Here is a 22,021-nt window from a genome sequence, read left to right as displayed (position 1 = left end):
CCCCCCTCGGCCCTTGCAGGTCCATCTCCTCGCCCGTGCCGCAAGGCATGCAGCCCCCAAGGCCCGACAACGGGTCAAGACAAAAGACCGGCAGCACCTCCCTGCCGGTCTTTTTCAACATCACGAGTCAGTCCGACAACAGCCTACCAGTCGTCATCATCCCAGTCGTCATCATCCAGAGTATAGAAGGAACGCAAGGCAATATGCAGGTTGCCTTCCTCGCGGCGGACCACACCGACGGCCTCCACCCATTCGCCTTCGTATCCCTTGAGTTCCGAGGCGACCCTGCCCGGATCGACAAGGTAGCGTTCACGCCCGGACGCGGCGATCACGAGCACGTCCTGCTCGTCTTCACTGCCGAGCCAGGTCTGGACAAGGCCGCTGACCTTGGTCATTCCACTTGTCTTCTTCATAGCAAGCCTCCGGCTGCTCTTTGCTGGTTGCTTTCAAGGCCTTGGCAAACGCAAGGCAGTCCTCGCCCGGCGCATAGTAGTCCCGAAGTCGGGCCTCTTCCCGGTAGCCGTTCGACAAATAAAACCCTCTGGTCGGCGCATACTGTCCCCGGGAGGAGGTTTCCAGAAACAGCTTTCTGCCGCCCAGAATGCGAACGCGGCGCTCCACTTCGCCAAGCAGGGCATGTCCGAAACCCTTCCCCTGCACAACGGGGGACACGGCTATCCAGTACAGATCCCAGCTCCCCTCGGTGCACGGCACCGGGCCGAAGCACGCGAATCCGGCCGGTTCCTTGCCTTCCGCCCCGTCATGAACGACCAGAAAATGATATCCGCTGACATCGCCCTGCTCGAGCGCGGCCCGGACAAGTTCGTCCACGATGAGCACTTCGTCATCGGAAAAGAATCCGGTTTGCGCAGCCAGTGCGCACAATGCCGCAACATCCCTCTGCTCCAGCCCGTTCCTGAAAACGATATTCCCGTGTGTGGCGGGTTCGCCGGGTTCACTCGGCTTTGATTCCGCTTCCATCTCTTTCCATGGCTCCCTGCACTATCGCGTCCATAACGTCCCGATCCGACCATCCGGCCCGGCGGGCCGCGGCCATGAATCCGGCGTTTTCCGCGATGCACGGATTGGCATTGATATCGATCACATGGGCCCGTCCCTCCGCATCCACACGAAAATCAATCCGTGCGTACCCGGCAAGGCCCATTTCATCCCAACAGTCCAACGCGAGACGCTGCAACTCTTCCGCCAATTCCGGTTCGGTTTCACAAAAGGAAAAACTCCGTACCGTGGCCGCGTCCGCGTCCGATCCCTCGACCCATTTGGCGTCATAGCCCACGATCTTCACGGGCATGTCCGCACGAAACACGATTTCCGCAACACCGAACGCACGGCCGACGCCAGCCGGATGTTCCAGAATGGCCACGCTGAATTCCCGGCCATCCACGAATCTCTCGGCAAGACAGGAGCCGCCCATCCTCGCCCGAAAACCGTTCATGGCCTCCAGCAATTCCCCGGCCGTGGACACGTCCACCACTGCGGAGTCATCCAGCCCGAGAGAGGCATGTTCGGTCCGGCTCTTCACGATGTACCGGCCCGGACCGGGGAAACGCCCCCGCTTGACCCCACCCATGTCGATGCCCGGCGGAGTGGACAGCCCGGCAGCCTCGAGCCGATGCTTGGCCGCGAACTTGTCATTGGTCATGAGCAGAACCGGACCGTCCGAGCCGGTAAAAGGCAGTCCAAGTCGGCGATACACGGCCGGAGCCAGACACGCCAACTCCCCGACGTCCAGAATGTCCTCCACCAGATTGAAAACCACGTCCGGCCGGATGCCCTTGAGCGTGGCCGCAGCTTCATCCAGATCAGTGCCGAGTTCGATCTCCACCACACTCCACCCGGACTCGCGAAGCATGCGCCCCACGAACGCGGACTGGTCCAGCACGTCCCGGGCATCGGCCAAAGCCGAAGCGGACACATGATTGCGCACGATGGCAACGGTTCGACGATTCATGCCGCCCTCCTCCCTGCCCAGCCCCTGCGCGCTCGCAGCATGGCTGACCCGAAAATGGATCGGACAAGCTCGCTGTACTCATGGCCGCCAAGCCGCCAGAGAATGGGCAGGTCCGAGCTCTCGGGGTTCAGGCCGGGCAGCGGATTGACCTCGATGAAACGAGGATCGCCATGTTCGTCCAGGCGCACGTCCACACGGCCGCCATCCAGACAGCCGAGACCGCGCCACGCCTTCAGTGCCAGAGCCGCGGCATTCATGGCCGCTTCGTCATCCACGAGTTCATAGGCAACCCGGTCGCGCCACTCCTGCTTGTTTTCATAGGTATAGGCCGAAGCATCGCCACGCCCCACAGCTGCGACCTCGAGCACGCCAACGGCACGGGCCTCGGCTCCGCACCCAAGCAGGCCCACGGTGAATTCCCGGCCCGGAAGATACGTTTCCACCAGCACGGGCTGGCAAAAGGTTTCGAGCAGGTCGAGGCACACCTCGCGGAGGTCCTGCTTCGAGCGGATCAGGGACCGATCGGAAATGCCCTTGCTCGTGCCTTCGGCCACGGGCTTGGCAAACAGGGGAAACGGCAGGTTCACCCTGTCGATGTCTGCTGGTTCACGCACCAGACGAAAATCCGCGGTCGCCACGCCCGAGGTTCTGACCACGGCGTTGGTCATGGCCTTGTGCAGGGTCAGAGTCATGAGCTCCGGCCCGGAAAAGGTGTAGGGAATGCCCCACGCGTCGAGCAGGGCCGGGACCTGGGCCTCGCGGCCCAGTCCCCGGCATCCTTCGGCGATGTTGAACACCATGTCCCAGCTCTCTCCGGCTGCCAGCCGCTGAACCAGGTCGGTGACGCAACCGATCCGCACGATTTCCCGACCGGGTGCGGCAAGGGCGTCCGCGATGCCCGCAATGGTCACCTCGGAATCGAACTCAGCCGCCTCTTCCAGGGAAAATCCCCGTTTCAGGTAATCGTCCTTCAGATCGTAGGTAATGCCGATTCTCATCTACATGGCCCTCCGCCCACCGGGCGCGACCACAGGGGTCGCCACGGTGTCGGGATATTCGTAAATTTTGCCTTCGTAATTCCGCAGCACCACGGAATCCTGTTCCCGCCCCATCACGTATTCCGGCAGAAGGGGAATCTTGCCGCCACCGCCGGGCGCATCGATCACGTAGTACGGCACGGCATAGCCGGACGTATGTCCGCGCAGGCCACGCATGATCTCCAACCCCTTTTCCACCGGGGTACGAAAATGCGCGGACCCCGGAATCGGGTCGCACTGATACAGGTAGTAGGGTTTCACGCGCACCTTGAGCAGACCCTGCATGAGCTTCTTCATGGTGGTCAGATCATCGTTCACGCCACGCAGCAGCACGGTCTGGCTGCCAAGGGGAATGCCGGCGTCGGCCAGCATGGCGCAAGCTGCCGAGGTCTCCGAGGTCAGTTCGTCCGGATGCGCGAAGTGCAAACTCATGAACAGGGGATGATGCTTCCCGAGCATGGCCGTCAGCTTCGGAGTCACACGCTGGGGCAGAACCGCCGGGACCTTGGTGCCGATGCGCACGATCTCCACATGCGGAATGGAGCGCAGCTCCGTGAGCAGCCAGTCCAGCCTCTCGTCGGACAGGGTCAGAGGGTCGCCACCGGAAAGCAGGACGTCGCGTACGGCCGGGGTTTCCCGAATGTAGTCGATGGCACGCTTCCAGTCATTGATGCGCGGCGGACGGCTCTTGCGGCCCACGAGCCGCGAACGGGTGCAGTAGCGGCAATAGGTGGAGCAGAAATCCGTGACCAGAAAAAGCACCCTGTCCGGATACCGATGCACGATGCCCGGCACCGGGGAATGCCCGTCCTCGCCCAAGGGGTCGGCACACTCGCCCGGGCCTGTGGCGAACTCGCCCAGACTCGGTTCGATGCAGCGGCGCAGGCCCATGCTGCCGGACACGGCGGCGGTGCCGAGATAATACGGAGTCACGGCAACGGGCAGCCGCTTGCCAAGAGGCATGGCCTCAGCTCCGGTGGGGCCGAGCACGTCGGCCATGACGTCCGCATCCGTGATCCGATTGGCGAGCTGCCAATGCCAATCGTTCCACTGCTTGTCCGAAACATGCGGATACACATGCTCGCGAAACTCCCACATGGAAGGGAACACGCGCATGTCCGTCAAAAGGGAAAGCGAATCCTTTTCTGCGGCCACCCCGGCGCGGTCAGGAGGTTCCTGATCGGCATTCTCCACGATTTCAATCATTTCACTTGTTCCTTTCTGGAATATTTTTTTTCGCCGGAACAACCGCATGGCGATTCGTTCCGGCACGATTCACTCTTCCGACCGGACGGACGCATGCCCTTTCCGAGCTTCGGTCAGCAGCACCACCCGCTCCACATCCATGGCCTCGCGCCATCCGGTCCGGAACACCAGACCGGTCACGCGGACACGCCTGCGCAGCATGACGAGTACTTCCGGGCGCTCGGCCAGATTCCGGACAACGATCTCGCGTTCGCCATCGCAGGCGACAAACACGCTGGTCACCATGAAATCGCTGTTCCATCCGTCGGGGATGAACACTCCCTCGACGGTTTCCACGCAGCCAGATTGTTCCGTTACGGTCCGTTCCATACGCAACCTTCAGGGCTATTGGTTCGGCGCCACGGATTGCATGGATGAGACCAAATCATAATATACTGAATTAAAAGACTATTTTAAAAAGAGGAACAAGCAAAATGGGTACTGACGGTTCTCGTTTCGCACGCCCAGAAAAGAAAAAGGCGGCCGCAGCCGCCAATTTCAGAAATATTCATTGTATTTCGTATGGATAGGTCGACAGAAAAAAAGGAACCCGCAATTCCCATTTTTCCGGCATGGGAACTAGGAGTTCCGCTTTGCGACATCCCGGAAGGAACACCGCCGAAGGTTGTGTCTGGCCATCAGCTTGTGCAACTGACGGGGCGTGATGCCCGCCCATTGTGCGGCTTCCTTGATCCGCCCATGCGTGGCGGACAGGAGTTCACAAAGGTACTCGTGCTCGAAACGATCCACGACTTCCTGACGGGCACGCCCAAGAGGCAGGGAAATGTCCACATGCACGTCCGGTTCGCGAACGGTTTCCTCCCGAAGAAACTCGCGGGGAAAGCTGCCGGCCCCGAGTCGTTCCCCCTGCTCCAGAATGCAGGCGCGCTCCACCAGATTCTCCAGTTCGCGCACGTTGCCGGGCCAGTCGTATTCATGGAACGCCTCGAGCACGTCCGGTTCCACGCCCCGGATGTTCTTGCCGAGCTGGGCATTGAAATGGCTGATGAAGACATCGGCGAAGCGGAGGATGTCGCTTCTGCGCTCTCGCAGGGGCGGAATTTCGATGGGAAACACGTTGAGCCGATAGAAGAGGTCCTTGCGGAACAGGCCCTTTTCGCTCATGTCCCACAGATCGTCGTTGGTGGCCGCGATGATGCGCACGTCCACAGGCACATCCCTGTCCCCGCCCACGCTCTGGATGGTCCGTTCCTGAAGCACGTTGAGCAGCTTGATCTGCATGAGCGGCGAGATGGTGCCCACTTCGTCGAGAAACAGGGTGCCACCCTGAGCCTGCCGGAACTTGCCGGGCTTGCTGCGCACCGCCCCGGTGAACGCACCCTTTTCATGCCCGAACAGCTCGCTTTCGATCAGGGTGTCGGGCACGGCCCCGCAATGCACGCTCACGAAAGGCTCGTCACGCCGCGTGCTGTGGGCGTGAATCAGCCGGGCAACAAGGCTTTTTCCGGTCCCGGTTTCCCCGGTGAGCAGCACTGTGGTCCGGGTTCCGGCCATCTGGCGAACCTTGGCAAACACCTCGCGCATGACCGGACTGGAAGTCTGCACCACTTCAAGGGCATCCTCGTTCCAGAACTGTCCCTTGAGGTAATCCAGCTCGGTGCGAAGCATTCCGCGCTTTTCCAACTGCTCCAGCACATGCGCCACATCCCCGGAGGCAAGAGGATACGTCAGGAAATCCGCTGCACCGGCACGAACCGCGCCCATTGCGTCACGCACGTTCTCCGGCTCCACCATGACCACGACCTCGGCCCGGGACGGACCGTGCCAAAGTCGCCCTACCCCTTCCGGGTAGGATCGGCCTTCACCGAGCAGCGCGGCATGGTCCGCAAAGACCACATCCACGGGATGGGCAGCCAAAACCGCGCGACACTCGGAAACGAGCTTGCACGCAACCACGTCGCCACGCCCGGAAAGCGCGCGAATCAAGGCTTCAGCCTGTTCCTCGTCGGAAGTCAGGACCATGAATTCATGCATACGGTTCACCTTGGCAACGATCTACAGCCAACGGCCCCGATGCGCAACAGGGATGTGCGGTGCAACAGGGAAAAACTACCCGCTTTCACGGGCGCGCAATTCCGTGACGCACTCTCCGCCAATCCCCCAGTTGTCCGTGTCCACTTCGTCGATCACCACGACCGTGGTGGCCGGATTCTTGCCGAGCACGTCCACGAGCAGTTGTGTGGCTCCATGGATCAGACGTTCCTTCTGTTCTCTGGTTGCTCCTTCCCGAGTGATGCGAATGTTCACGTATGGCATGACGAATCTCCTTGCAGATGCATGAGGAAGAGGATTCTCCATACCTGCCAGCTTCGCGCCAAAACCGCAAACAGTCCGGATCAGGCCGCCTCGCGCATCTTTTTCAGCTTGAGGCTCAAGGCCTGCTGGGAAATGCCCAGAATGCGCGCCGCCGCGCTCTGATTGCCTCCGGACTTCTCCATGGCCTGTTCAATGAGCACGGAGGAGACATGGGATACGGCATCCTTGAGTCCGGGCAGATTCTCCGGGTCGAAGCGCAGGCATTCCAGCCCGGTTCCGACAAGAGTCTCCCCTTCCGGTTCGCACAGGCACTCCTCGGTGTTCATGTGTTCCCGAAACGAAGCCGAGGAAAGCATGCGCGAGGTGTGACGACTCAGGGCATCGCCGACCATGGCCTTGAATTCGCGGATGTTGCCGGGAAAACGATAGGTGCGCAGCAAATTAACGAGTTCGGGATGATACGTGGGCACGGCCTTGCCCAGTTCCTCGGCTTCCAATCTGAGGAAATGATCCAGCAAAGGCCGAACGTCCTCGGGACGCTCCCGCAGGGGGGGCAGGCTCACATGATGAGCAGTCAGACGATAATACAAGTCCTCGCGGAATTTGCCTTCGCGCTTGAGTGCCCCCACATCGCGAAGCGTGGACGTGACGATACGGACATTGGCCTTCTTGGGCACGTCCGAGCCAACCGGGAAATACTCCTGCTCCTGGAGCAGACGCAACAGCTTGACCTGCGATTGCAGGCTGAGGTCGCCGATCTCGTCCAGAAACAGGGTTCCGCCATTGGCCTTTTCCACAAGGCCCATGCGCGCCCGGTCCGCTCCGGTGAACGCACCGCGAACATGACCGAACAGGGAATCCGCCAGAATGGCGTCGTCGAATGCCGCAATGTTCACGGCCACGAACTCGCCCTTGCGCCCGCTGAGGCGGTGCACGGCCTGCGCGATCAGTTCCTTGCCCGTCCCGGTTTCCCCGGTGATGAGCACAGGCTTCAGGCTCCCGGCCACGGCCTCGCAATACTTGAAGATGGACATCATCTTCGAATTGCGCGTCACGATGTGGTCGAATTCCTCGGGATGGCACAGGGTGCCGTCCAGCAGTCCCTGCTGCAAACGGACGTTCTCCTGTTCCAGATCGCTGTACTCAAGGGCATTGCGAACCCGGTTGCTGATCTCTTCCTTGTCCACGGGCTTGAGAATGTAGTCCACGGCGCCGTTGCGAATGCACTGCACCACGGAGCTGATGTCGCTGACCGCAGTAATGATGATGACAGGAACATGGGGAAAACGTTCCTTGATGCGAACCAGCAGCTCCGAACCTGTCAGATGCGGCATGATCAGGTCGAGCAGGACAAGGCAGAATTCCTGCTCTTCCATGAGGTCCATGACCTTTCGGCTGTCATCGCAAACCACCACGTTGGAGTAGCCGGATGAATACAGCGCGATTTCAAAACTGTCCAAGGCCGCCCTTTCGTCGTCAACGATAAGGATCGGCAGCCCGGGATACGGGTGTCGTTGCATAGGTCCCTCCCTTTTCTACGAACGTGCGTCCGATCATTCGGAGACCGGAAACCGGAGCGTGACCGTGGTTCCCCGGCCCGGTACGGACTCGATGTCCATGGTGCCGAAGTGCTCCTCCACAATGCCAGCGGATACGGACAGACCGAGTCCCGTCCCGCCGCTGGCCCGCTTGGTCGTGAAAAACGGGTCGCGCACATGGCGCAGATTCTGCTCTGAAATGCCCACCCCATGGTCTTGTATCCAAAAACAGACTTTCCCGTTTTCCTCGTACGTCCGAATTGCTATTTTTCTCTCCCTGTCACCCAAGGCCTGACAGGAATTCTGAATGAGATTGATGAGTACCTGCTCCACTCTGCGCAGATCGCCCTTGAACGTGGGAACCGCCTCCGGCGTGTCCAGATCAAGTTCCACGGCTCCGTTGTTGAAGGATGGAGCCAACAGGGTAAGCGCGGCCTTGAGCGCCTCGTTCATGTCTACCCTGCCCCCCATGTTCACCGGAGACTGACGCGAATAATCCTTGAGATTGCTCACGATGCTGGAAACGCGGTCGCAGCCCTCGACAATGCCGTCGAGCATCCGGGGAATGCTTTTGGACGCATAATCAAGAGGCATGTTGCCGATCCAGATGGGTTCGTCCGTCTCCGCATACTGATCCAGCACATCCATGATGTTCACCCAGGCTTCGCGCATGGTCTGGGAATTGAGCCGGATGAAGTTCATGGGATTGTTGATCTCGTGCGCCATGCCCGAAATCAGGATGCCCAGCGACGCCATCTTGTCGGCCTGACGCAGGGAACGATAGCTCTGCTTGAGTTCCTCGGTCCGTTTCCGAACCTGTCCCTCCAGATTCTCGTTCAGTTCCCTGAGCCGTCTGCGGCTCTCCTTGAGCGCCTTTTCCGCCTGCTTCTGCTCACTCACGTCATTGACGAGCCAGATCATGCCCTGGGAGGAATCCCTGCGATCAATGGCATTGATGGACAATGTCAGCCAGCAGGGCTCTCCGTCCGAGCAATCCAGGGGAAATTCCGTGTAGTAGTTTCCGGACTTCCAAAGATTGATCCGCGCTTCCTTGCTCACGGTCTCGTACATGTCCTGATCCGGAAAGAATTCGAGCACGGACACGGGCTTGGGCGAATCCCCGGTCACACGGCACAACTTCAGAAAACGATTGTTGCACCAGATGAGCTGGGAATCGATCACATAAGCGATGCCGATGGTGGTGTTTTCCAGAATGAGCTGCTGCTGTTTGCTGGTCTTTTCCAGCACGGCGCTGACCTTGCGTCGAATGCTCGCCTCCTGCTGCAGCTCATGCACCTGCTTGTCCAGTTCATCCTCGACCACCAGCCTGCGTTCCTGAATCAGGGTGAACCACCAGCCCCATACGCCCACGACCAGAGCCGTGAAAATGAACGTGATGATCAGGATGTTGCGAAATTTCGGCCATTCCGGGGCGTTGCTGAACCCCGAGGTGGCAAAGGTGATGAAAAAGATGATCCCGATGATGGCCATGACTGCGGTATAGTGGTGCACGAACGGCTTGAACTTGCGAATCCCGCCGCTCTTGTCCAGAACATCTTCACTCTTTTCCGTGGAAAAATCCTTGCACCGCCCCTCGCACACACTGTCCAGCGTGCAGCACAACGAGCAGATGTACTCGTCGTAGATCGGGCAATAGATGATGTCCTGATGATCGTACTCCTTGTGGCAGGTGGCACAGGTGAACAGACTGTCCTGAAACGTGTCCGTGTTCTGGCGCTTGAGATAGAACCTACCCTTGGTCAGAAACGCGATGATCGGGGCCGTGGCATAGGAAACGAAGAACGCAATCAGGGCCGGAAAGAACTGGCCGTATTCGCCGAGCACACCGAAATGAGCCAGCAGAGCCACCAGCGCGGCCAAAAGCATGGCCCCGAATCCCACGGGATTGATGCTGTAGAGATAGGCGCGCTTGTACTCGATGTACGGCGGGCTGATCCCCAGCGGCTTGAGTATGGTCAGGTCCGAGGCAATGGCGCCGATCCAGGCCACGGCGAAAATGGCGTAGACCTGCAACATGGACTGGATGGTCTTGAATACGCCGAGCTGCATCAGCAGAATGGAAATGACCACGTTGAATACCAGCCACACTGCCCGGCCCGGATGGCTGCGGGTCACCCGCGAAAAGAAGTTGGACCAGGCCAGAGACCCGGCATAGGCGTTGGTCGCGTTGATCTTGATCTGACAGACAACCACATAGATCATGACCGCGACAATGGCGTATTCCTGATTCTCCAGAATGTAATCGAACGCATTCAGATACAGGTCCACCGGATCCATGACCATGCCGTCGATCAGGCCGCCCGTGCGCAGAAAGAGCACGGCCAGAAACGAACCGCACAGGATTTTCGCCGCGCCCACGACAATCCAGCCCGGTCCGGCAGCCAGCACCGCAGCCCACCAGCGAACCTTGTTGTCCGGCCCCTTGTCCGGAAGAAACCGCAGATAGTCCACCTGCTCCCCTATCTGGGGAATCAGGGAGAACAGGACCGACAGGGCCGAACCGAACAGGAACGGACTGAAATCCGGAGTTGCCTGCTCCGTGCCCATGAATGTCGTCCATTGCAGCAGTGATCCCGGGTCCTTCACCACTATGTAGACGATGGGAGCGATCCACAGGAACAGCCACAGGGCCTGGGTGTAGTTCTGCAACTTGGTGATGACCGTAACGCCGTAGAAGGAAAACGGAACAATGACCAGCGAGCAGAAAATGTACCCTATGGGCAAGGGCACGCTGAAGCAGAGATTGATGGCCTTGGCCATGATCGTCGCTTCAATGGCAAAGAAGATGATGGTGAAGCAGGCGTAGACCAGAGAGGTTATCGTCGACCCGATATACCCGAATCCGGCCCCGCGCGTCAGCAGGTCGATATCGATATTTTCCCGCGATGCATAATACGCGATGGGAATGCCGGTCAGAACGATGATCAGGCCCAGAACGGCCACGGCCAACGCCGAATTCACAAAGCCGTAATTGAGAATTATCAGCGCACCGATGGCTTCCAGGGCCAGAAAGGAGATGCCTCCCAAGGCGGTGTTGGCAAGCTCCCATTCCGACCAGCGGCGAAAGGATTTGCTGACATGCCTGAGCGAAAAATCCTCGATGGACTCGTTTGTTACCAACGAGTTATAGGTCCGCCTCCGCTTCAGGGCTTTCAAAAACAGCTTCATTACTTCACGTCTATAGTTTTATATCTACATTCAAACAAATTTCGCTATATCTACCAATACAGTTACTTATTTTTCGAATGCATGTACCCAAATGGAACAATCGCGTCAACCTGACAAACGAATTATGAGATCATTCACCTTGCTTTTAAAACTCAACCACCTATCGACTTTATCGCGACAACGAACAGACTAGAGACATGCAGCTATCGTTTCTGCTATTACATCATCCTCATTACATTTGTTCACTTTGGCATAGGTGTTCATGCATTCGACCGAACAGAAGTCCCTGGCAACGCCGTCTTCGCCATCGAATGCGATGTCGGCCATGCCCCCGGAGTGTTCATCGGCTGCGTTGAACCGCTTTCCGCACTGATCGCAAACCCGAACGTTTCGCGCGATGAACTCGCTGATGCACCGCTCCGAACACAAGGGAATATCCATGGGATTTTTTTCCGCCCCCATGATGGGCCGGCCGCAAACCCGACAATTCACAACCTCGGATCTGGCCTTGAGCAATTCCACGCCGCAAAACGGACAGAAGCGCATGGGCCGGGAGTCCAGCACATGCCCGCACCCGGGACAGGCGCTCTTCATGGGAACCCCACAATAGGGACAGTCGGACGGATGCCCGCCCTCTTCGATTTCACGAACGAACATGCCCCGGGCATCGTCCGGATACGTGTTCCCGGACATGAGATGCGGACAGGATTCATTGGCACAATAGGCATATCGCTTGTGGGAAACAGTCATGACTTCTCCTCTGTATCGGATGCGTTCTGACAGGACCGGGCCGCTGAAACCAGCGGCCCGGGTCCCCTTACCCAAGTGTATGGGCACATGCCGCGCTCCAGCAATCGCGCGGAAGGCCCACGACAACTATGCAGCCTGTTTCTTGAGTCGCAGGTTTTCCTCGGCAGTGCCGCCCTTGTCCGCGGGCACTTCCTCGATCCGGGAAAACATCCGGCTGGCAAACAGGAAAAACCAGGTCACGATGATGAACGGCCAGGTCAGGGCCGGCATGCCCACGGGCGCAAGCATGGCGCTGATGGAAGCCGTGGCAATGGCACCGATGATCATGCACCCCACGGCGTACAGAAAGGTCTTCCAGTTCAGGAAGTAGAACACGCCGCCCAGCGCAATGGCGCACAGCACGGAATTGTATCCGTACAGGCCGAGACGCACCGGAGCTTCAGGCGATTGCATGATCAGGGCCGTTACCAGTCCGACCAGGGAACCAATCACCGCAAAAAGCGCGGAAATGCGCGAATTGACCAGAATGGCGACCACGAAGATCAGGCCGGTAAGCACATTGTCCTGAAACATGACTTCGCCGACGCCCTTGGTCACGCCGTGCCAGAAGGTGGTAAGGCTCACGTTGCCGAGTTCAATCAGAGCCGAAGGATCAGGCACGGAAACCGCAAGCAGCGGTCCGGAGTGCAGAGCCCCGAACTTGGACGCGCAGAACATGAGCGTCCAGGTGGCCAGCACGAACGGCGCGGTCAGGGCCGGAATGCCCCAGCGACCAAGAAAGTTCATGAGCGCGGCCATGATCACCGTGGAAAAGGCCGCGTTCACGACCACGTACAACAGCAGTTCCGGGCTGAACACGAAATAGAACGGCAGAGCCACGCCTGCCAATGTGCCGTTGAACCCGAACAGTCCGGCCCTGATCGCGCCCTTGTCCGCACCAAGCATCCAGGCCACGGCCGTGGACACGATCGTGCCAAGCAGCGCGCATATGCCGAGTTGCCAGGAATTGACGAACATTCCCACGAAAAACAACAGCCCGGTAATCGGATTGTTCTGAAACATCACCTGCCCGCATCCGCGAAGCACGGCATCGCCGAATGCGAACAGCGGATTCTCCGCAAGCCCTTTCCCTTCAGACATAAAAGAACCTCTCTCGTGCGTTGTTGTTGAACGCCGGGTCCATCAGGACACGGCCTTTTCCATTTCCTTTTTCAACTGATCCCGCTCCTGCGACTTGTGCATGGCGCCCATCATGTTGCGCATCCAATGATCGGCATGCCTGAAGTGCGTGGACGATATGTGCTTGTAGGTGTCCGCGGACTGACAGTGAACGCAGGGGATGGTTTCCTCGGTGATCCGGGCCAGGGTTTCGAAATCCCTTCCGCACGCCCGGCAATGCATCTCGTAGATAGGCATATGTTCCTCCCTTTTTTCACAGACAAAGCGACAATCGTGCCAAGTATGACAATCTTAATAAACACTTGAAAACATTGTACTAAAAATCACAGACATCCAACAAAGCCCCACAACGTTTCTTGTGACATCCACACCGGGGAATCGGAAAAGCCGCGGACCGCCTGACTCTTGGGTGACAAGCAAAACTGTACCCACAACTTTGCTGGTGGGACTTGCGGCAAGGATAGACGGAGGCCCCGCCCGATGCTGCTCGGGCGGGGCCAAGGAGGACGTCTACGGCTGGATGGGAGAAGACGCGATCTAGCCGGGCATGGAAGTCGCAGCTTCCTGACTCATCTGGAGCTTGCGCTTCTGGCGAAGATCCAGAACCATGAGGCAGGACACTACAAGAGCCACAGCCAGGAATCCGGTGAAGATGTACAGGGTTCCGGAATAGCTGCCGGTCATCTCCAGCACCTCGGTCACGATGGTGGGGCCGACGATTCCGGCGCAACCCCAAGCGGTCAGGGTGTAGCCGTGAATGGAGCCGAGCTGCTTGGTTCCGAACATGTCGCCCAGGAACGCGGGCAGAGTCGAAAATCCACCGCCGTAGCAGGTCAGGATGAGGAAAAGCAGGGCCTGGAAAGCCACGGCATCCGTCACCTTGGTCAGAGCCAGGAAGGCGAAGATCTGAATGATGTAGAAGGCCATGAAGGTACGGGAACGGCCGAGATAATCGGACAGGGTGGCCCAACCGAGACGACCGCCGCCGTTGAAAAGACCCATGAGGCCGACCATCGTGGCCGCAGCCATGGCGGACATGCCGGTGACTTCCTGCGCCATGGGCGATGCCACGGAAATCAGGGCGATGCCGCAGGTGATGTTGATGAACAGCATGATCCACATGTAGTAGAAACGCCTGGTGCGAATGGCCTCGCGGACAGTCAGCTGGGCAAGGTCCTTCTTGATCACGCGCTTGCCCTCGGCAGCAGCCTTTTTCGGGTCATAGCCCTTGGGCAGCCAACCCTTCGGCGGCGCAGCAATGTACAGGGCGGAGCTGAAGATCAGGCAGAAATAGACCACGCCCAACACGAGGAAGGCCTTCCAGATCGCCATGATGGAAAACAGCTTGGCCATGACAGGGCCGAACACCAGAGCGCCGAAGCCGAAGCCCATGATGGCCATGCCTGTTGCCAGACCGCGGCGGTCCGGGAACCATTTGACCAAGGTGGAAACCGGCGTGATGTAGCCCGTGCCCAGACCAATGCCGCCGATCACGCCATAGGAGAGAATGAACAGCCACAGGGAGCCGGTCTTCACGGCCATGCTGGTGCCGAACATGCCCAATGCATAAAAGCAGGCGGAAAGGCGACCGGATTTTCTGGGGCCCATCTTTTCCACAGTGGGTCCGAGGAATGCTGCGGACAAACCGAGAAAGAAAATTGCAAGACTGAATGCGTGAGTGATGTCGCTTTTCAGCCAGCCGTGCAGGTTGTTAAGCGGAAGCGTCATCACGCTGTACGCGTAGACCGAACCGATGGAGAGATGCACTCCCACGGCGCAGGCTGCTATAAGCCAACGATTTTTAATTTTTTCCATGGTAATTGAACCTTTTTAGTTTCTACAATGTCGACAGTTCCGCACCGGAGCGGAAACAAGAGTCGGCTGAAAAGGCGCGTTGCGAAGAAGTTGCAGGTTGTTTTTCGAATGCAACACAAGATCCCCGGTTCGGAACATCCGGCCCGGGATGGCCCCGGAGACGAGAACGCCTCCGGGACCTTTGCGTCACTGTTTAGGGCTCAGTGGCGAACTACAGGCCGAAGCGACCGCCGGTGGTCGGGTAGCCGTAGATGGAGCCGTCCTTGATCTTGATCTCGTCTTCCCAAGGCAGGTGATACTCGCCCTTGGCGAAGTCCTTGACCCAGGTGTACGGACAATCCTTCACGCCGCCCGGAACAGCGACATAGCCGCGCGTGCCGACGTTGTAGATGTTGTTTTCCAGACCCCAGTCGGTGCGGGCCTGATCGGCCATCTTGGGGAACACTTCGGCGGTAACGATTTCCCAGGGATTACGATGACCCTGAACCAGAGTGGTACCGTCGAAGTTGCAGACCTGACCCTCGCCGAAGTAGTAGAACACGCCATCGTAACCAGCGAGGTTGACGGAAGCGGTGTACATCAGGTTCTGCCAGGCGTTGGAACGGTTGGTCAGAATCCACTGGTCATTGACCTGGGTGGAGTAGCCGGAAATGCGGATGTACACGTTGCAGCCCTTGTACGCGGCTTCGCGGGCCTGCTCCGGGAACATGCCATCGTGGCAGATGCAGACGGAAAGCTTGCTGCCGCCGGGGCCGTCGCACACGGGCTGGCCGAGGTCGCCGGGCATCCAGGGCTCGATGGGCACCCAGGGGTTCAGCTTGCGGTATTTGAGAGCGAGTTCGCCCTTGTTATTGAAGATGACCGCAGTGTTGTACGGCATCTGGTCCTTGTTGGGGTTGCGCTCCATGATGGAGAACAGGCCCCAAATGTCGTTTTCCTTACAAGTCTGGGCGTACTTCTGAAACAGGGGGCCTTCAACGTCCATCAGGAATTCGTCGGTAACCCACTTCTTGGTATTCAGGCCCTGGGAGCTGTACTCAGGCCAGACGATGAGGTCCATGCCCGGGTAACCGGCCTTGGTGTTGGCGGTGGCTTCGCAGATACGATCGACATTGGCTTCGATGTCACGGCGAGAGTTCACAACAGGCACGGGGTACTGAACCAGACCCATGAGCATACCTTCAGACGGACGGCTTATGCTACCGATGCTACCCATTTTTTCCTCCAAATCAGTTAGTACATTTTAATTGATTGCCACTACAGTAAAACCAGAGAATGTTTGCCAGCTCTTGCTGAACAGTTGCTTCCCTCTAAGCGACAACCGTGCCACTTTTGCACAGACTACTTAACACACTGATTTTATTAGAATAGCATCCAAGAAACGAAAATACGCCCCCCTGCCATGTGCCACAACAAACATGGTAGCCACTGAGCATTGCCTTGCGCTAACGCCCGTCAATGCCCGTTTTTCACGCCTACCACTCGAATTGTGCATCACGTTTTGCTTGTGGGAGTTTCTTCGGCCTCGAGAAATTTGGCACAAGGCCGAAATATTTTTTCCCGCCCCTTGCCAAAGACAAATCAACACCTATTAATAGAGGTTCGGTGTCTTGCCGACGCAGACTTCCGGCAAGTCCGACAAAGAAACAAAGGCTACAAGAATCCTGGTATTCACCGCGCATCCCCCCGCAATCCGGGGGCTCCCACTCAAGATCAGCCCGGCGCGCACAAGAAAACTTGTGGGGCAAGATAAAACCGCCTTACGCGAGATTTAGATATTCTGCCAATGAAACAAGACAGTTAGGAAAGACACACATCATGCTGGCACGCTTGCTGCTCAGGAGAGTGCCCAGCCCGACTCGGACTGAGCAAATTTTCACGCTCCGGCAAATCCCCGGAATCACGAAAATACGCCTCCCGGCCGGTTGCATGGCCGGAATATCCAGCCCGGCGAAAAACGGGCCGGTATCTGTTTTCTTCAGGAGAGAGAGTAGAAATGAAGATGGAAATGAAACTGACAGACGACTGTCGCAAACTCATATGCATTTGGGAAGAGCCGGTTTCCATGCTCTACAAGGGCAAGGAAATCACCATAAACAGAAAAATCAGGCGCCGTCTGCGCATTCGGGCCTCCGGGACCATCCACCCGGTCCAACTCGACAAGCTGGGCAGTCCGAAACGGGCAGCCCAGGCCCGCAACTGGCTCCTTAACAAGTTCAAGCCGGCCTTGGCCGGCTGACCATGAAAAAGGGGATGGCCGCTGTGAGAAAAGCCTGACACCCCAAGGCTTTTCGCATCTCCTCCGCCCATCCGGAACACACACGATACGTCACCTCCCTCACGACAAATCGGCCATCCCCCTTTTCTCCGGTCCCCCTTTTCCGATCCGCCCTGCTCGACATTTCCCCTCCGTTTTCAAAAAATAACATTCCGTCACCGCTTTTCGCTTGCCGAGACTTGCCTTTTTCTATCTAAGTCAAAGGTAGGAAACTGCCTTTTCCGGCTTGTTGCAAATTGTTTTTCCCCATCGGCGGTGAAGCATGAAACACATTCCCAGGGACGAGTGCGTCAACACGGAAACAGCCACCCGCAGGGAGTGGCTCGACACCAACGGCCTCGGCGGATACGCGTCGAGCACGATCATCAATTGTCATACGCGCAAATATCACGGTCTGCTTGTGGCATCTCTGAACAATCCCAAAGGCCGTTTTGTTCTGCTGTCCAAGGTCGAGACCTCGGTCATTGCCGATGAAAGGGAATTCCTTCTGTCCACCAACAAGTATCCCGGGGTGTACCATCCCACCGGACATCAGTTCGTGGAAGGCTTCGAACAGAATCTCTGCCCGTCCATCACCTACCGGATCGGCGACGCGGTCATTCGCAAGACCATGCTCATGGTGCATGGCAGCAACACGGTGCTGCTGCGCTACGAACTGCTCGAAGGCAAGGTCAGCCCGACCCTGCGCATCCGCCCTCTTCTGGCCTTCCGCAGCATCCACAAGCTGACCCGGGAAAACATGTTCCTGCGGCCGAAGACCTATCCGGAACGCAACGGGTGCAAGATCGAACCCTACGAAGGCATGCCCCCTCTCCACATGGGCACAAGCCGTTCCTCGGAATTCTTTCCCGGCCCCAAATGGACATACAATGTGGAATACCTGATGGAACGCGCCCGGGGCTTCGACTATCAGGAGGACCTGTTCTGCCCCGGCATGTTCGAGACCGCGCTGCAAAAGGGCAAACCCGTGATATTCGCGGCATCCACCGAACCGCTGGGCAATCCGGAACGCCTCCGCAAACGGGAAATGGAGCGCAGGGAAACCGCATTCGCATCCTGCCGGGACCGTTGCCGGGCCGTCCGGCAGCTGAAATACGCAGCCGACCAGTTCCTGATCCGCAACACGTCCGGATTCGCGTCCGTGATCGCGGGCTACCACTGGTTCGGGGAATGGGGTCGCGACACCATGATCGCCCTGCCCGGTCTGGCCTTTCACACCGGACGCCTCGACTTCGGCGAGGAGGTGCTTGCCGCCTACGCCGGGCTGGAACGGGACGGTCTGTTGCCCAACTATCTGGACCAGTCATCCGAACATCTGGCCTACAACTCGGTGGACGCCTCCCTCTGGTTCTTCTGGACCGTGCAGGAATACCTCAAGGCCGGAGGCAAGCGAAAATTCGTCATGGACCGGGTCTATCCCGCCCTGAAGAACATCGTGCGGGCCCATCTGGATGGCCGGGTGCCCCTGTGCTTTCTCGACGAGCACGGCCTGTTGCATGCAGGCAATGAAAACACCCAGCTCACCTGGATGGATGCCCAGGCCTACGGCGGCCCTGTGACTCCGCGCCATGGCGCGGCAGTGGAGATCAACGCTCTGTGGTACAACGGCCTGCGCTTTCTTCTGGAACTGATGCGCCACGAAGACGCGGAACTTGCAGCGCGTGCCGGACAGGCCGCAGACACGCTGGCGGAAAATTTCACATCCCGCTTCTGGAACACGCGCGACAACTGCCTGTGCGACGTGGTGAACAGCAACGGATGCGACGAATCCATCCGGCCCAATCAGGTCTTTGCAGCCTCCCTTCCCCACTCCATGCTGGACACGGACAGGATGCGCGCGGTCATCGGCACGGTGCAGGCACACCTGCTCACGCCCCATGGTCTGCGCACGCTTTCCCCACGCAATCCGCACTACTCCCCGTTCTACCGGGGCGACGCAAACGCGCGCGACTCGGCCTACCATCAGGGCATGGTCTGGCCCTGGCTGGCCGGACATTTCGGCGAAGCCCTGATCCGGCAGGCAGAGGACAAGGCCGGAGCCAAGGCGTTTCTCAGAAAATACTTCAAGCCCATACTCCGCTCCTTTCCGGATGATTTCGGCATCTTCTCCATCCCGGAAATCTACACCGGAAATCCGCCACACGAGCCCAAGGGCTGCATAGCCCAGGCGTGGAGCGTGGGAGAGGCTATCCGCCTCAACAAGCTGCTCGGGAGCAAATGATCATGCGGGTACTCATGTTCGGATGGGAGTTTCCTCCATACATTTCCGGAGGGCTGGGCACGGCCTGTCTCGGCCTGACCAAGGGACTTGCCGCGCACGGCACGGACATCCTCTTTGTCCTGCCCAGGCTGGATTCCGACGAGGAAGCCAGCCACCTGACCCTTGTGGGGGCAAACCGGATCAGATTCAGGATCGGCAAGGCCGCCATCAGGGAACTGCGCGAACGCGTCAACGTACTGGCCGTGCTCTCCCCGTTGCGGCCCTACATCACGGAAACGGAATACCGGGACATGCTGGAGCGGGACGAATTCGTCACCATCTCGGACGTACTCGGGCAGGCCAACGGCGATTTTCACGGCGGCTACGGCGACAGCCTGATGAGCGAAATCATCCGCTACAGCGTGGTTGCCGGGCAGGTCGCCGCATCCGAGGATTTCGACGTGATCCATTGCCACGACTGGATGACCGCCCCGGCCGGAGTGGAGGCAAAACGCATTTCCGGCAAACCTCTGGTGGTCCACGCCCATGCACTGGAATTCGATCGAAGCGGCGAACACATCAATCAGCGGGTCTACGACATCGAACGCGCCGGATTCGAAGCGGCCGATCGCATCATTGCGGTCAGCCACTTCACCAAGGAAACCATCGTGAAGCGGTATTCCATTGATCCGGCAAAAATATCGGTGGTGCACAACGCGGTATCCAAGGAACGTCGATTCGGCCAGATGAAGCTGGAAAAACCCTTCAAGGAGAAACTGGTCCTGTTTTTGGGACGCATCACCTTTCAGAAGGGCCCCGACTACTTTGTGGAGGCCGCGGCCAGGGTGCTCGAAAGGAATCCGCACGTCCGGTTCGCCATGGCCGGGTCGGGTGACATGTTTCCGCGCATGGTCGAACGCATGGCCGAACTGCGCATGGCCGACAAGTTCCATTTTCTGGGCTTCGTACGCGGCGCGGACGTGGAACGCATCTATGCCATGAGCGACCTGTACGTCATGCCCAGCGTGTCCGAACCATTCGGCATCACCCCGCTGGAGGCCATGGTCTACAATGTTCCGGCCATTGTCTCCAAGCAGTCGGGCGTGGCCGAAATTCTGGATGAGGCGGTCACGATCGACTTCTGGGACGTGGACAGGCTGGCCTTTGAAATTCTCGACATTCTGGAAAACGAGAAACGGGCCGCGACCCTTGTCAAACAAGGCATGGAAACGCTGAAAAAGGTAAAGTGGGAACGCGCTGCCGAACGCGTGCTCGCCGTCTACCGGGAACTGGCTGGAGGTGGGGCATGATCTCGATCTGCATGTACTTTCAGGTGCACCAGCCCATGCGTCTGGATCAGGGATACACGTTCTTCGACATCGGGCGCAGGCATCTGTACCGCGACGAGAACGCCAACCGGGAAATCCTGCTCAAGGTGGCGCACAAATGCTACCTGCCCGCCAACAGGCTGATGCTCGACCTGATCCGCGAATTCGACGGCAGGTTCCGCATCTCCTACGCCATCACGGGCGTGGCCATGGAACAGTTTCAGGAATTCTGCCCCGAGGTGCTGGAATCCTTCCGGGAACTCGCGGCCACGGGGTGCGTGGAATTCATCGGGGAGACCCACTATCATTCACTGGCCTTCCTGTTTTCGCGCGAGGAATTCCGGCGGCAGGTAATCATGCACGGTCGGGTGCTCGAGGATTTCTTCGGGTCCAGACCCGTGACCTTCCGAAACACGGAATTGATCTACAACAACGACCTTGCCCTGGAAGTGGAAAAAATGGGCTACAAGGTCATTCTGGCTGAAGGCGCGGACCAGAGTCTTGGCTGGAGATCACCCAACTTCATCTACCAGCCTTCCGGCTGCTGCAAGCTCAAGGCCCTGCTCAAGAACTATCGGCTGTCCGACGACGTGGCCTTCCGTTTCTCGGACCGCAACTGGAACGAATGGCCCATCACCACGGAAAAATACGCACGATGGGTCCACGCCGTGGCAGGCAGCGGTGAAACCGTGAATCTGTTCATGGATTACGAGACGCTGGGCGAACACCAGTGGGCCGACACCGGAATATTCCAATTTTTCCGCAATCTTCCCGGCAGCATCCTGACGCATCCCGACTTCTGTTTCCAGACCCCGGCAGAAGTCGCGGCCCGCCTTGATCCCGTGGCCCAACTCGACGTGCCCCATTTCACGTCATGGGCTGATCTGGAGCGTGATGTCACGGCTTGGCTCGGCAATCCCATGCAGGATCAGGCTGCGGAACTGGCCTACAGGTTGGAAAGGGACGTTCTGGCGACCGGAGACGACGACCTCATCGCCAACTGGCGCGAACTGCTCACCAGCGACCACTTCTACTACATGTGCACCAAATGGTTTTCCGACGGCGACGTGCACAAGTACTTCAATCCCTACGAGACCCCGCATCAGGCGTTCATCACTTACATGAACGCGCTCAACGATCTTGCGCTCAGGGTGACGGAATGCCCGGCAGGCGCCTGACCACAGGAGAAAAGGCATGGAAAACTGTTGGCTTT

Annotated in this window: 19 protein-coding genes; 4 read left to right on the top strand and 15 right to left on the bottom strand. The window is 58.5% G+C overall.

Annotated features, from left to right (window positions below):
- Nucleotides 1–143 precede the first annotated feature (143 nt).
- From MPN23_RS01675 to MPN23_RS01605, 15 genes are all read right to left on the bottom strand, one after another.
- Nucleotides 144–413 (bottom strand): hypothetical protein, encoded by a 270-nt coding sequence (locus MPN23_RS01675; RefSeq protein ID WP_243545737.1) that lies wholly within the window; start codon nt 411–413, stop codon nt 144–146.
- Complete coding sequence (locus MPN23_RS01670) at nt 352–981, bottom strand: GNAT family N-acetyltransferase (protein ID WP_243545736.1); 630 nt, start codon at nt 979–981, stop codon at nt 352–354. The genes MPN23_RS01675 and MPN23_RS01670 overlap by 62 nt, the downstream gene beginning before the upstream one ends.
- Nucleotides 956–1,972, bottom strand: a complete 1,017-nt coding sequence (locus MPN23_RS01665; protein WP_243545735.1) for a D-alanine--D-alanine ligase family protein — start codon at nt 1,970–1,972, stop codon at nt 956–958. The genes MPN23_RS01670 and MPN23_RS01665 overlap by 26 nt, the downstream gene beginning before the upstream one ends.
- Entirely contained in the window at nt 1,969–2,970 is a 1,002-nt protein-coding gene (locus MPN23_RS01660; protein WP_243545734.1) for a D-alanine--D-alanine ligase family protein, read from the bottom strand. Before MPN23_RS01660 ends, MPN23_RS01665 begins: the two co-directional genes overlap by 4 nt.
- Nucleotides 2,971–4,215: a KamA family radical SAM protein gene (locus MPN23_RS01655; protein ID WP_243545733.1), complete on the bottom strand. Its 1,245-nt coding sequence runs from the start codon at nt 4,213–4,215 to the stop codon at nt 2,971–2,973.
- Between the two features lie 69 nt (nt 4,216–4,284).
- A complete protein-coding gene (locus tag MPN23_RS01650) occupies nt 4,285–4,584 on the bottom strand; it encodes a hypothetical protein (RefSeq protein ID WP_243545732.1) in 300 nt (99 codons plus the stop codon).
- A 249-nt stretch (nt 4,585–4,833) separates the two neighbouring features.
- On the bottom strand, nt 4,834–6,249 hold the full coding sequence (locus tag MPN23_RS01645; RefSeq protein ID WP_243545731.1) for a sigma-54 dependent transcriptional regulator: 1,416 nt from the start codon (nt 6,247–6,249) through the stop codon (nt 4,834–4,836).
- Between the two features lie 75 nt (nt 6,250–6,324).
- A complete protein-coding gene (locus MPN23_RS01640; RefSeq protein ID WP_243545730.1) occupies nt 6,325–6,531 on the bottom strand; it encodes a 2-hydroxymuconate tautomerase family protein in 207 nt (68 codons plus the stop codon).
- An 80-nt stretch (nt 6,532–6,611) separates the two neighbouring features.
- Entirely contained in the window at nt 6,612–8,051 is a 1,440-nt protein-coding gene (locus MPN23_RS01635; protein ID WP_243545729.1) for a sigma-54-dependent transcriptional regulator, read from the bottom strand.
- A gap of 33 nt (nt 8,052–8,084) precedes the next feature.
- Nucleotides 8,085–11,210, bottom strand: coding sequence for an ATP-binding protein (locus MPN23_RS01630; RefSeq protein ID WP_243545728.1), 3,126 nt, complete (start codon nt 11,208–11,210; stop codon nt 8,085–8,087).
- Nucleotides 11,211–11,447: 237 nt separating this feature from the next.
- Complete coding sequence (locus MPN23_RS01625; RefSeq protein WP_243545727.1) at nt 11,448–12,008, bottom strand: hypothetical protein; 561 nt, start codon at nt 12,006–12,008, stop codon at nt 11,448–11,450.
- A gap of 126 nt (nt 12,009–12,134) precedes the next feature.
- Complete coding sequence (gene yut / locus MPN23_RS01620; protein WP_243545726.1) at nt 12,135–13,148, bottom strand: urea transporter; 1,014 nt, start codon at nt 13,146–13,148, stop codon at nt 12,135–12,137.
- A 42-nt stretch (nt 13,149–13,190) separates the two neighbouring features.
- Complete coding sequence (locus tag MPN23_RS01615; RefSeq protein WP_243545725.1) at nt 13,191–13,424, bottom strand: FmdB family zinc ribbon protein; 234 nt, start codon at nt 13,422–13,424, stop codon at nt 13,191–13,193.
- A gap of 300 nt (nt 13,425–13,724) precedes the next feature.
- Nucleotides 13,725–15,002, bottom strand: coding sequence for an L-lactate MFS transporter (locus MPN23_RS01610; RefSeq protein WP_424450060.1), 1,278 nt, complete (start codon nt 15,000–15,002; stop codon nt 13,725–13,727).
- Nucleotides 15,003–15,213: 211 nt separating this feature from the next.
- Nucleotides 15,214–16,218 carry a formamidase gene (locus MPN23_RS01605; RefSeq protein ID WP_243545723.1) on the bottom strand — a complete coding sequence of 335 codons (1,005 nt, stop codon included), beginning with the start codon at nt 16,216–16,218 and terminating at the stop codon, nt 15,214–15,216.
- Nucleotides 16,219–16,998: 780 nt separating this feature from the next.
- On the opposite strand from MPN23_RS01605, the gene MPN23_RS01600 reads away from it, so the two are divergent.
- The 4 genes from MPN23_RS01600 (at nt 16,999) to MPN23_RS01585 (ending at nt 21,986) form a co-directional block, all read left to right on the top strand.
- Nucleotides 16,999–17,241 carry a hypothetical protein gene (locus tag MPN23_RS01600; RefSeq protein ID WP_243545722.1) on the top strand — a complete coding sequence of 81 codons (243 nt, stop codon included), beginning with the start codon at nt 16,999–17,001 and terminating at the stop codon, nt 17,239–17,241.
- A gap of 301 nt (nt 17,242–17,542) precedes the next feature.
- Complete coding sequence (locus MPN23_RS01595) at nt 17,543–19,501, top strand: amylo-alpha-1,6-glucosidase (RefSeq protein WP_243545721.1); 1,959 nt, start codon at nt 17,543–17,545, stop codon at nt 19,499–19,501.
- Between the two features lie 2 nt (nt 19,502–19,503).
- Complete coding sequence (locus MPN23_RS01590) at nt 19,504–20,790, top strand: glycosyltransferase family 4 protein (RefSeq protein ID WP_243547418.1); 1,287 nt, start codon at nt 19,504–19,506, stop codon at nt 20,788–20,790.
- Nucleotides 20,787–21,986 carry a glycoside hydrolase family 57 protein gene (locus MPN23_RS01585; protein WP_243545720.1) on the top strand — a complete coding sequence of 400 codons (1,200 nt, stop codon included), beginning with the start codon at nt 20,787–20,789 and terminating at the stop codon, nt 21,984–21,986. Before MPN23_RS01590 ends, MPN23_RS01585 begins: the two co-directional genes overlap by 4 nt.
- Nucleotides 21,987–22,021: the final 35 nt, after the last annotated feature.

Source organism: Pseudodesulfovibrio tunisiensis (assembly GCF_022809775.1).
In the GTDB taxonomy this organism is placed as follows: Bacteria; Desulfobacterota; Desulfovibrionia; order Desulfovibrionales; family Desulfovibrionaceae; genus Pseudodesulfovibrio; species Pseudodesulfovibrio tunisiensis.
The sequence above is the reverse complement of the archived record's forward strand: the minus strand, read 5'-3'. Positions and strand labels throughout refer to the sequence as shown.

Bases quoted from the DNA above. Each gene is read 5' to 3' on its own strand.
- MPN23_RS01605 (WP_243545723.1), bottom strand. From the start codon at position 16,218: ATGGGTAGCATCGGTAGCATAAGCCGTCCGTCTGAAGGTATGCTCATG.
- MPN23_RS01675 (WP_243545737.1), bottom strand. From the start codon at position 413: ATGAAGAAGACAAGTGGAATGACCAAGGTCAGCGGCCTTGTCCAGACC.
- MPN23_RS01650 (WP_243545732.1), bottom strand. From the start codon at position 4,584: ATGGAACGGACCGTAACGGAACAATCTGGCTGCGTGGAAACCGTCGAG.
- MPN23_RS01645 (WP_243545731.1), bottom strand. From the start codon at position 6,249: ATGCATGAATTCATGGTCCTGACTTCCGACGAGGAACAGGCTGAAGCC.
- MPN23_RS01590 (WP_243547418.1), top strand. From the start codon at position 19,504: ATGCGGGTACTCATGTTCGGATGGGAGTTTCCTCCATACATTTCCGGA.
- MPN23_RS01665 (WP_243545735.1), bottom strand. From the start codon at position 1,972: ATGAATCGTCGAACCGTTGCCATCGTGCGCAATCATGTGTCCGCTTCG.
- yut (WP_243545726.1), bottom strand. From the start codon at position 13,148: ATGTCTGAAGGGAAAGGGCTTGCGGAGAATCCGCTGTTCGCATTCGGC.
- MPN23_RS01670 (WP_243545736.1), bottom strand. From the start codon at position 981: ATGGAAGCGGAATCAAAGCCGAGTGAACCCGGCGAACCCGCCACACAC.
- MPN23_RS01660 (WP_243545734.1), bottom strand. From the start codon at position 2,970: ATGAGAATCGGCATTACCTACGATCTGAAGGACGATTACCTGAAACGG.
- MPN23_RS01585 (WP_243545720.1), top strand. From the start codon at position 20,787: ATGATCTCGATCTGCATGTACTTTCAGGTGCACCAGCCCATGCGTCTG.
- MPN23_RS01600 (WP_243545722.1), top strand. From the start codon at position 16,999: ATGAAGATGGAAATGAAACTGACAGACGACTGTCGCAAACTCATATGC.
- MPN23_RS01635 (WP_243545729.1), bottom strand. From the start codon at position 8,051: ATGCAACGACACCCGTATCCCGGGCTGCCGATCCTTATCGTTGACGAC.
- MPN23_RS01615 (WP_243545725.1), bottom strand. From the start codon at position 13,424: ATGCCTATCTACGAGATGCATTGCCGGGCGTGCGGAAGGGATTTCGAA.
- MPN23_RS01655 (WP_243545733.1), bottom strand. From the start codon at position 4,215: ATGATTGAAATCGTGGAGAATGCCGATCAGGAACCTCCTGACCGCGCC.
- MPN23_RS01625 (WP_243545727.1), bottom strand. From the start codon at position 12,008: ATGACTGTTTCCCACAAGCGATATGCCTATTGTGCCAATGAATCCTGT.
- MPN23_RS01595 (WP_243545721.1), top strand. From the start codon at position 17,543: ATGAAACACATTCCCAGGGACGAGTGCGTCAACACGGAAACAGCCACC.
- MPN23_RS01610 (WP_424450060.1), bottom strand. From the start codon at position 15,002: ATGGAAAAAATTAAAAATCGTTGGCTTATAGCAGCCTGCGCCGTGGGA.
- MPN23_RS01640 (WP_243545730.1), bottom strand. From the start codon at position 6,531: ATGCCATACGTGAACATTCGCATCACTCGGGAAGGAGCAACCAGAGAA.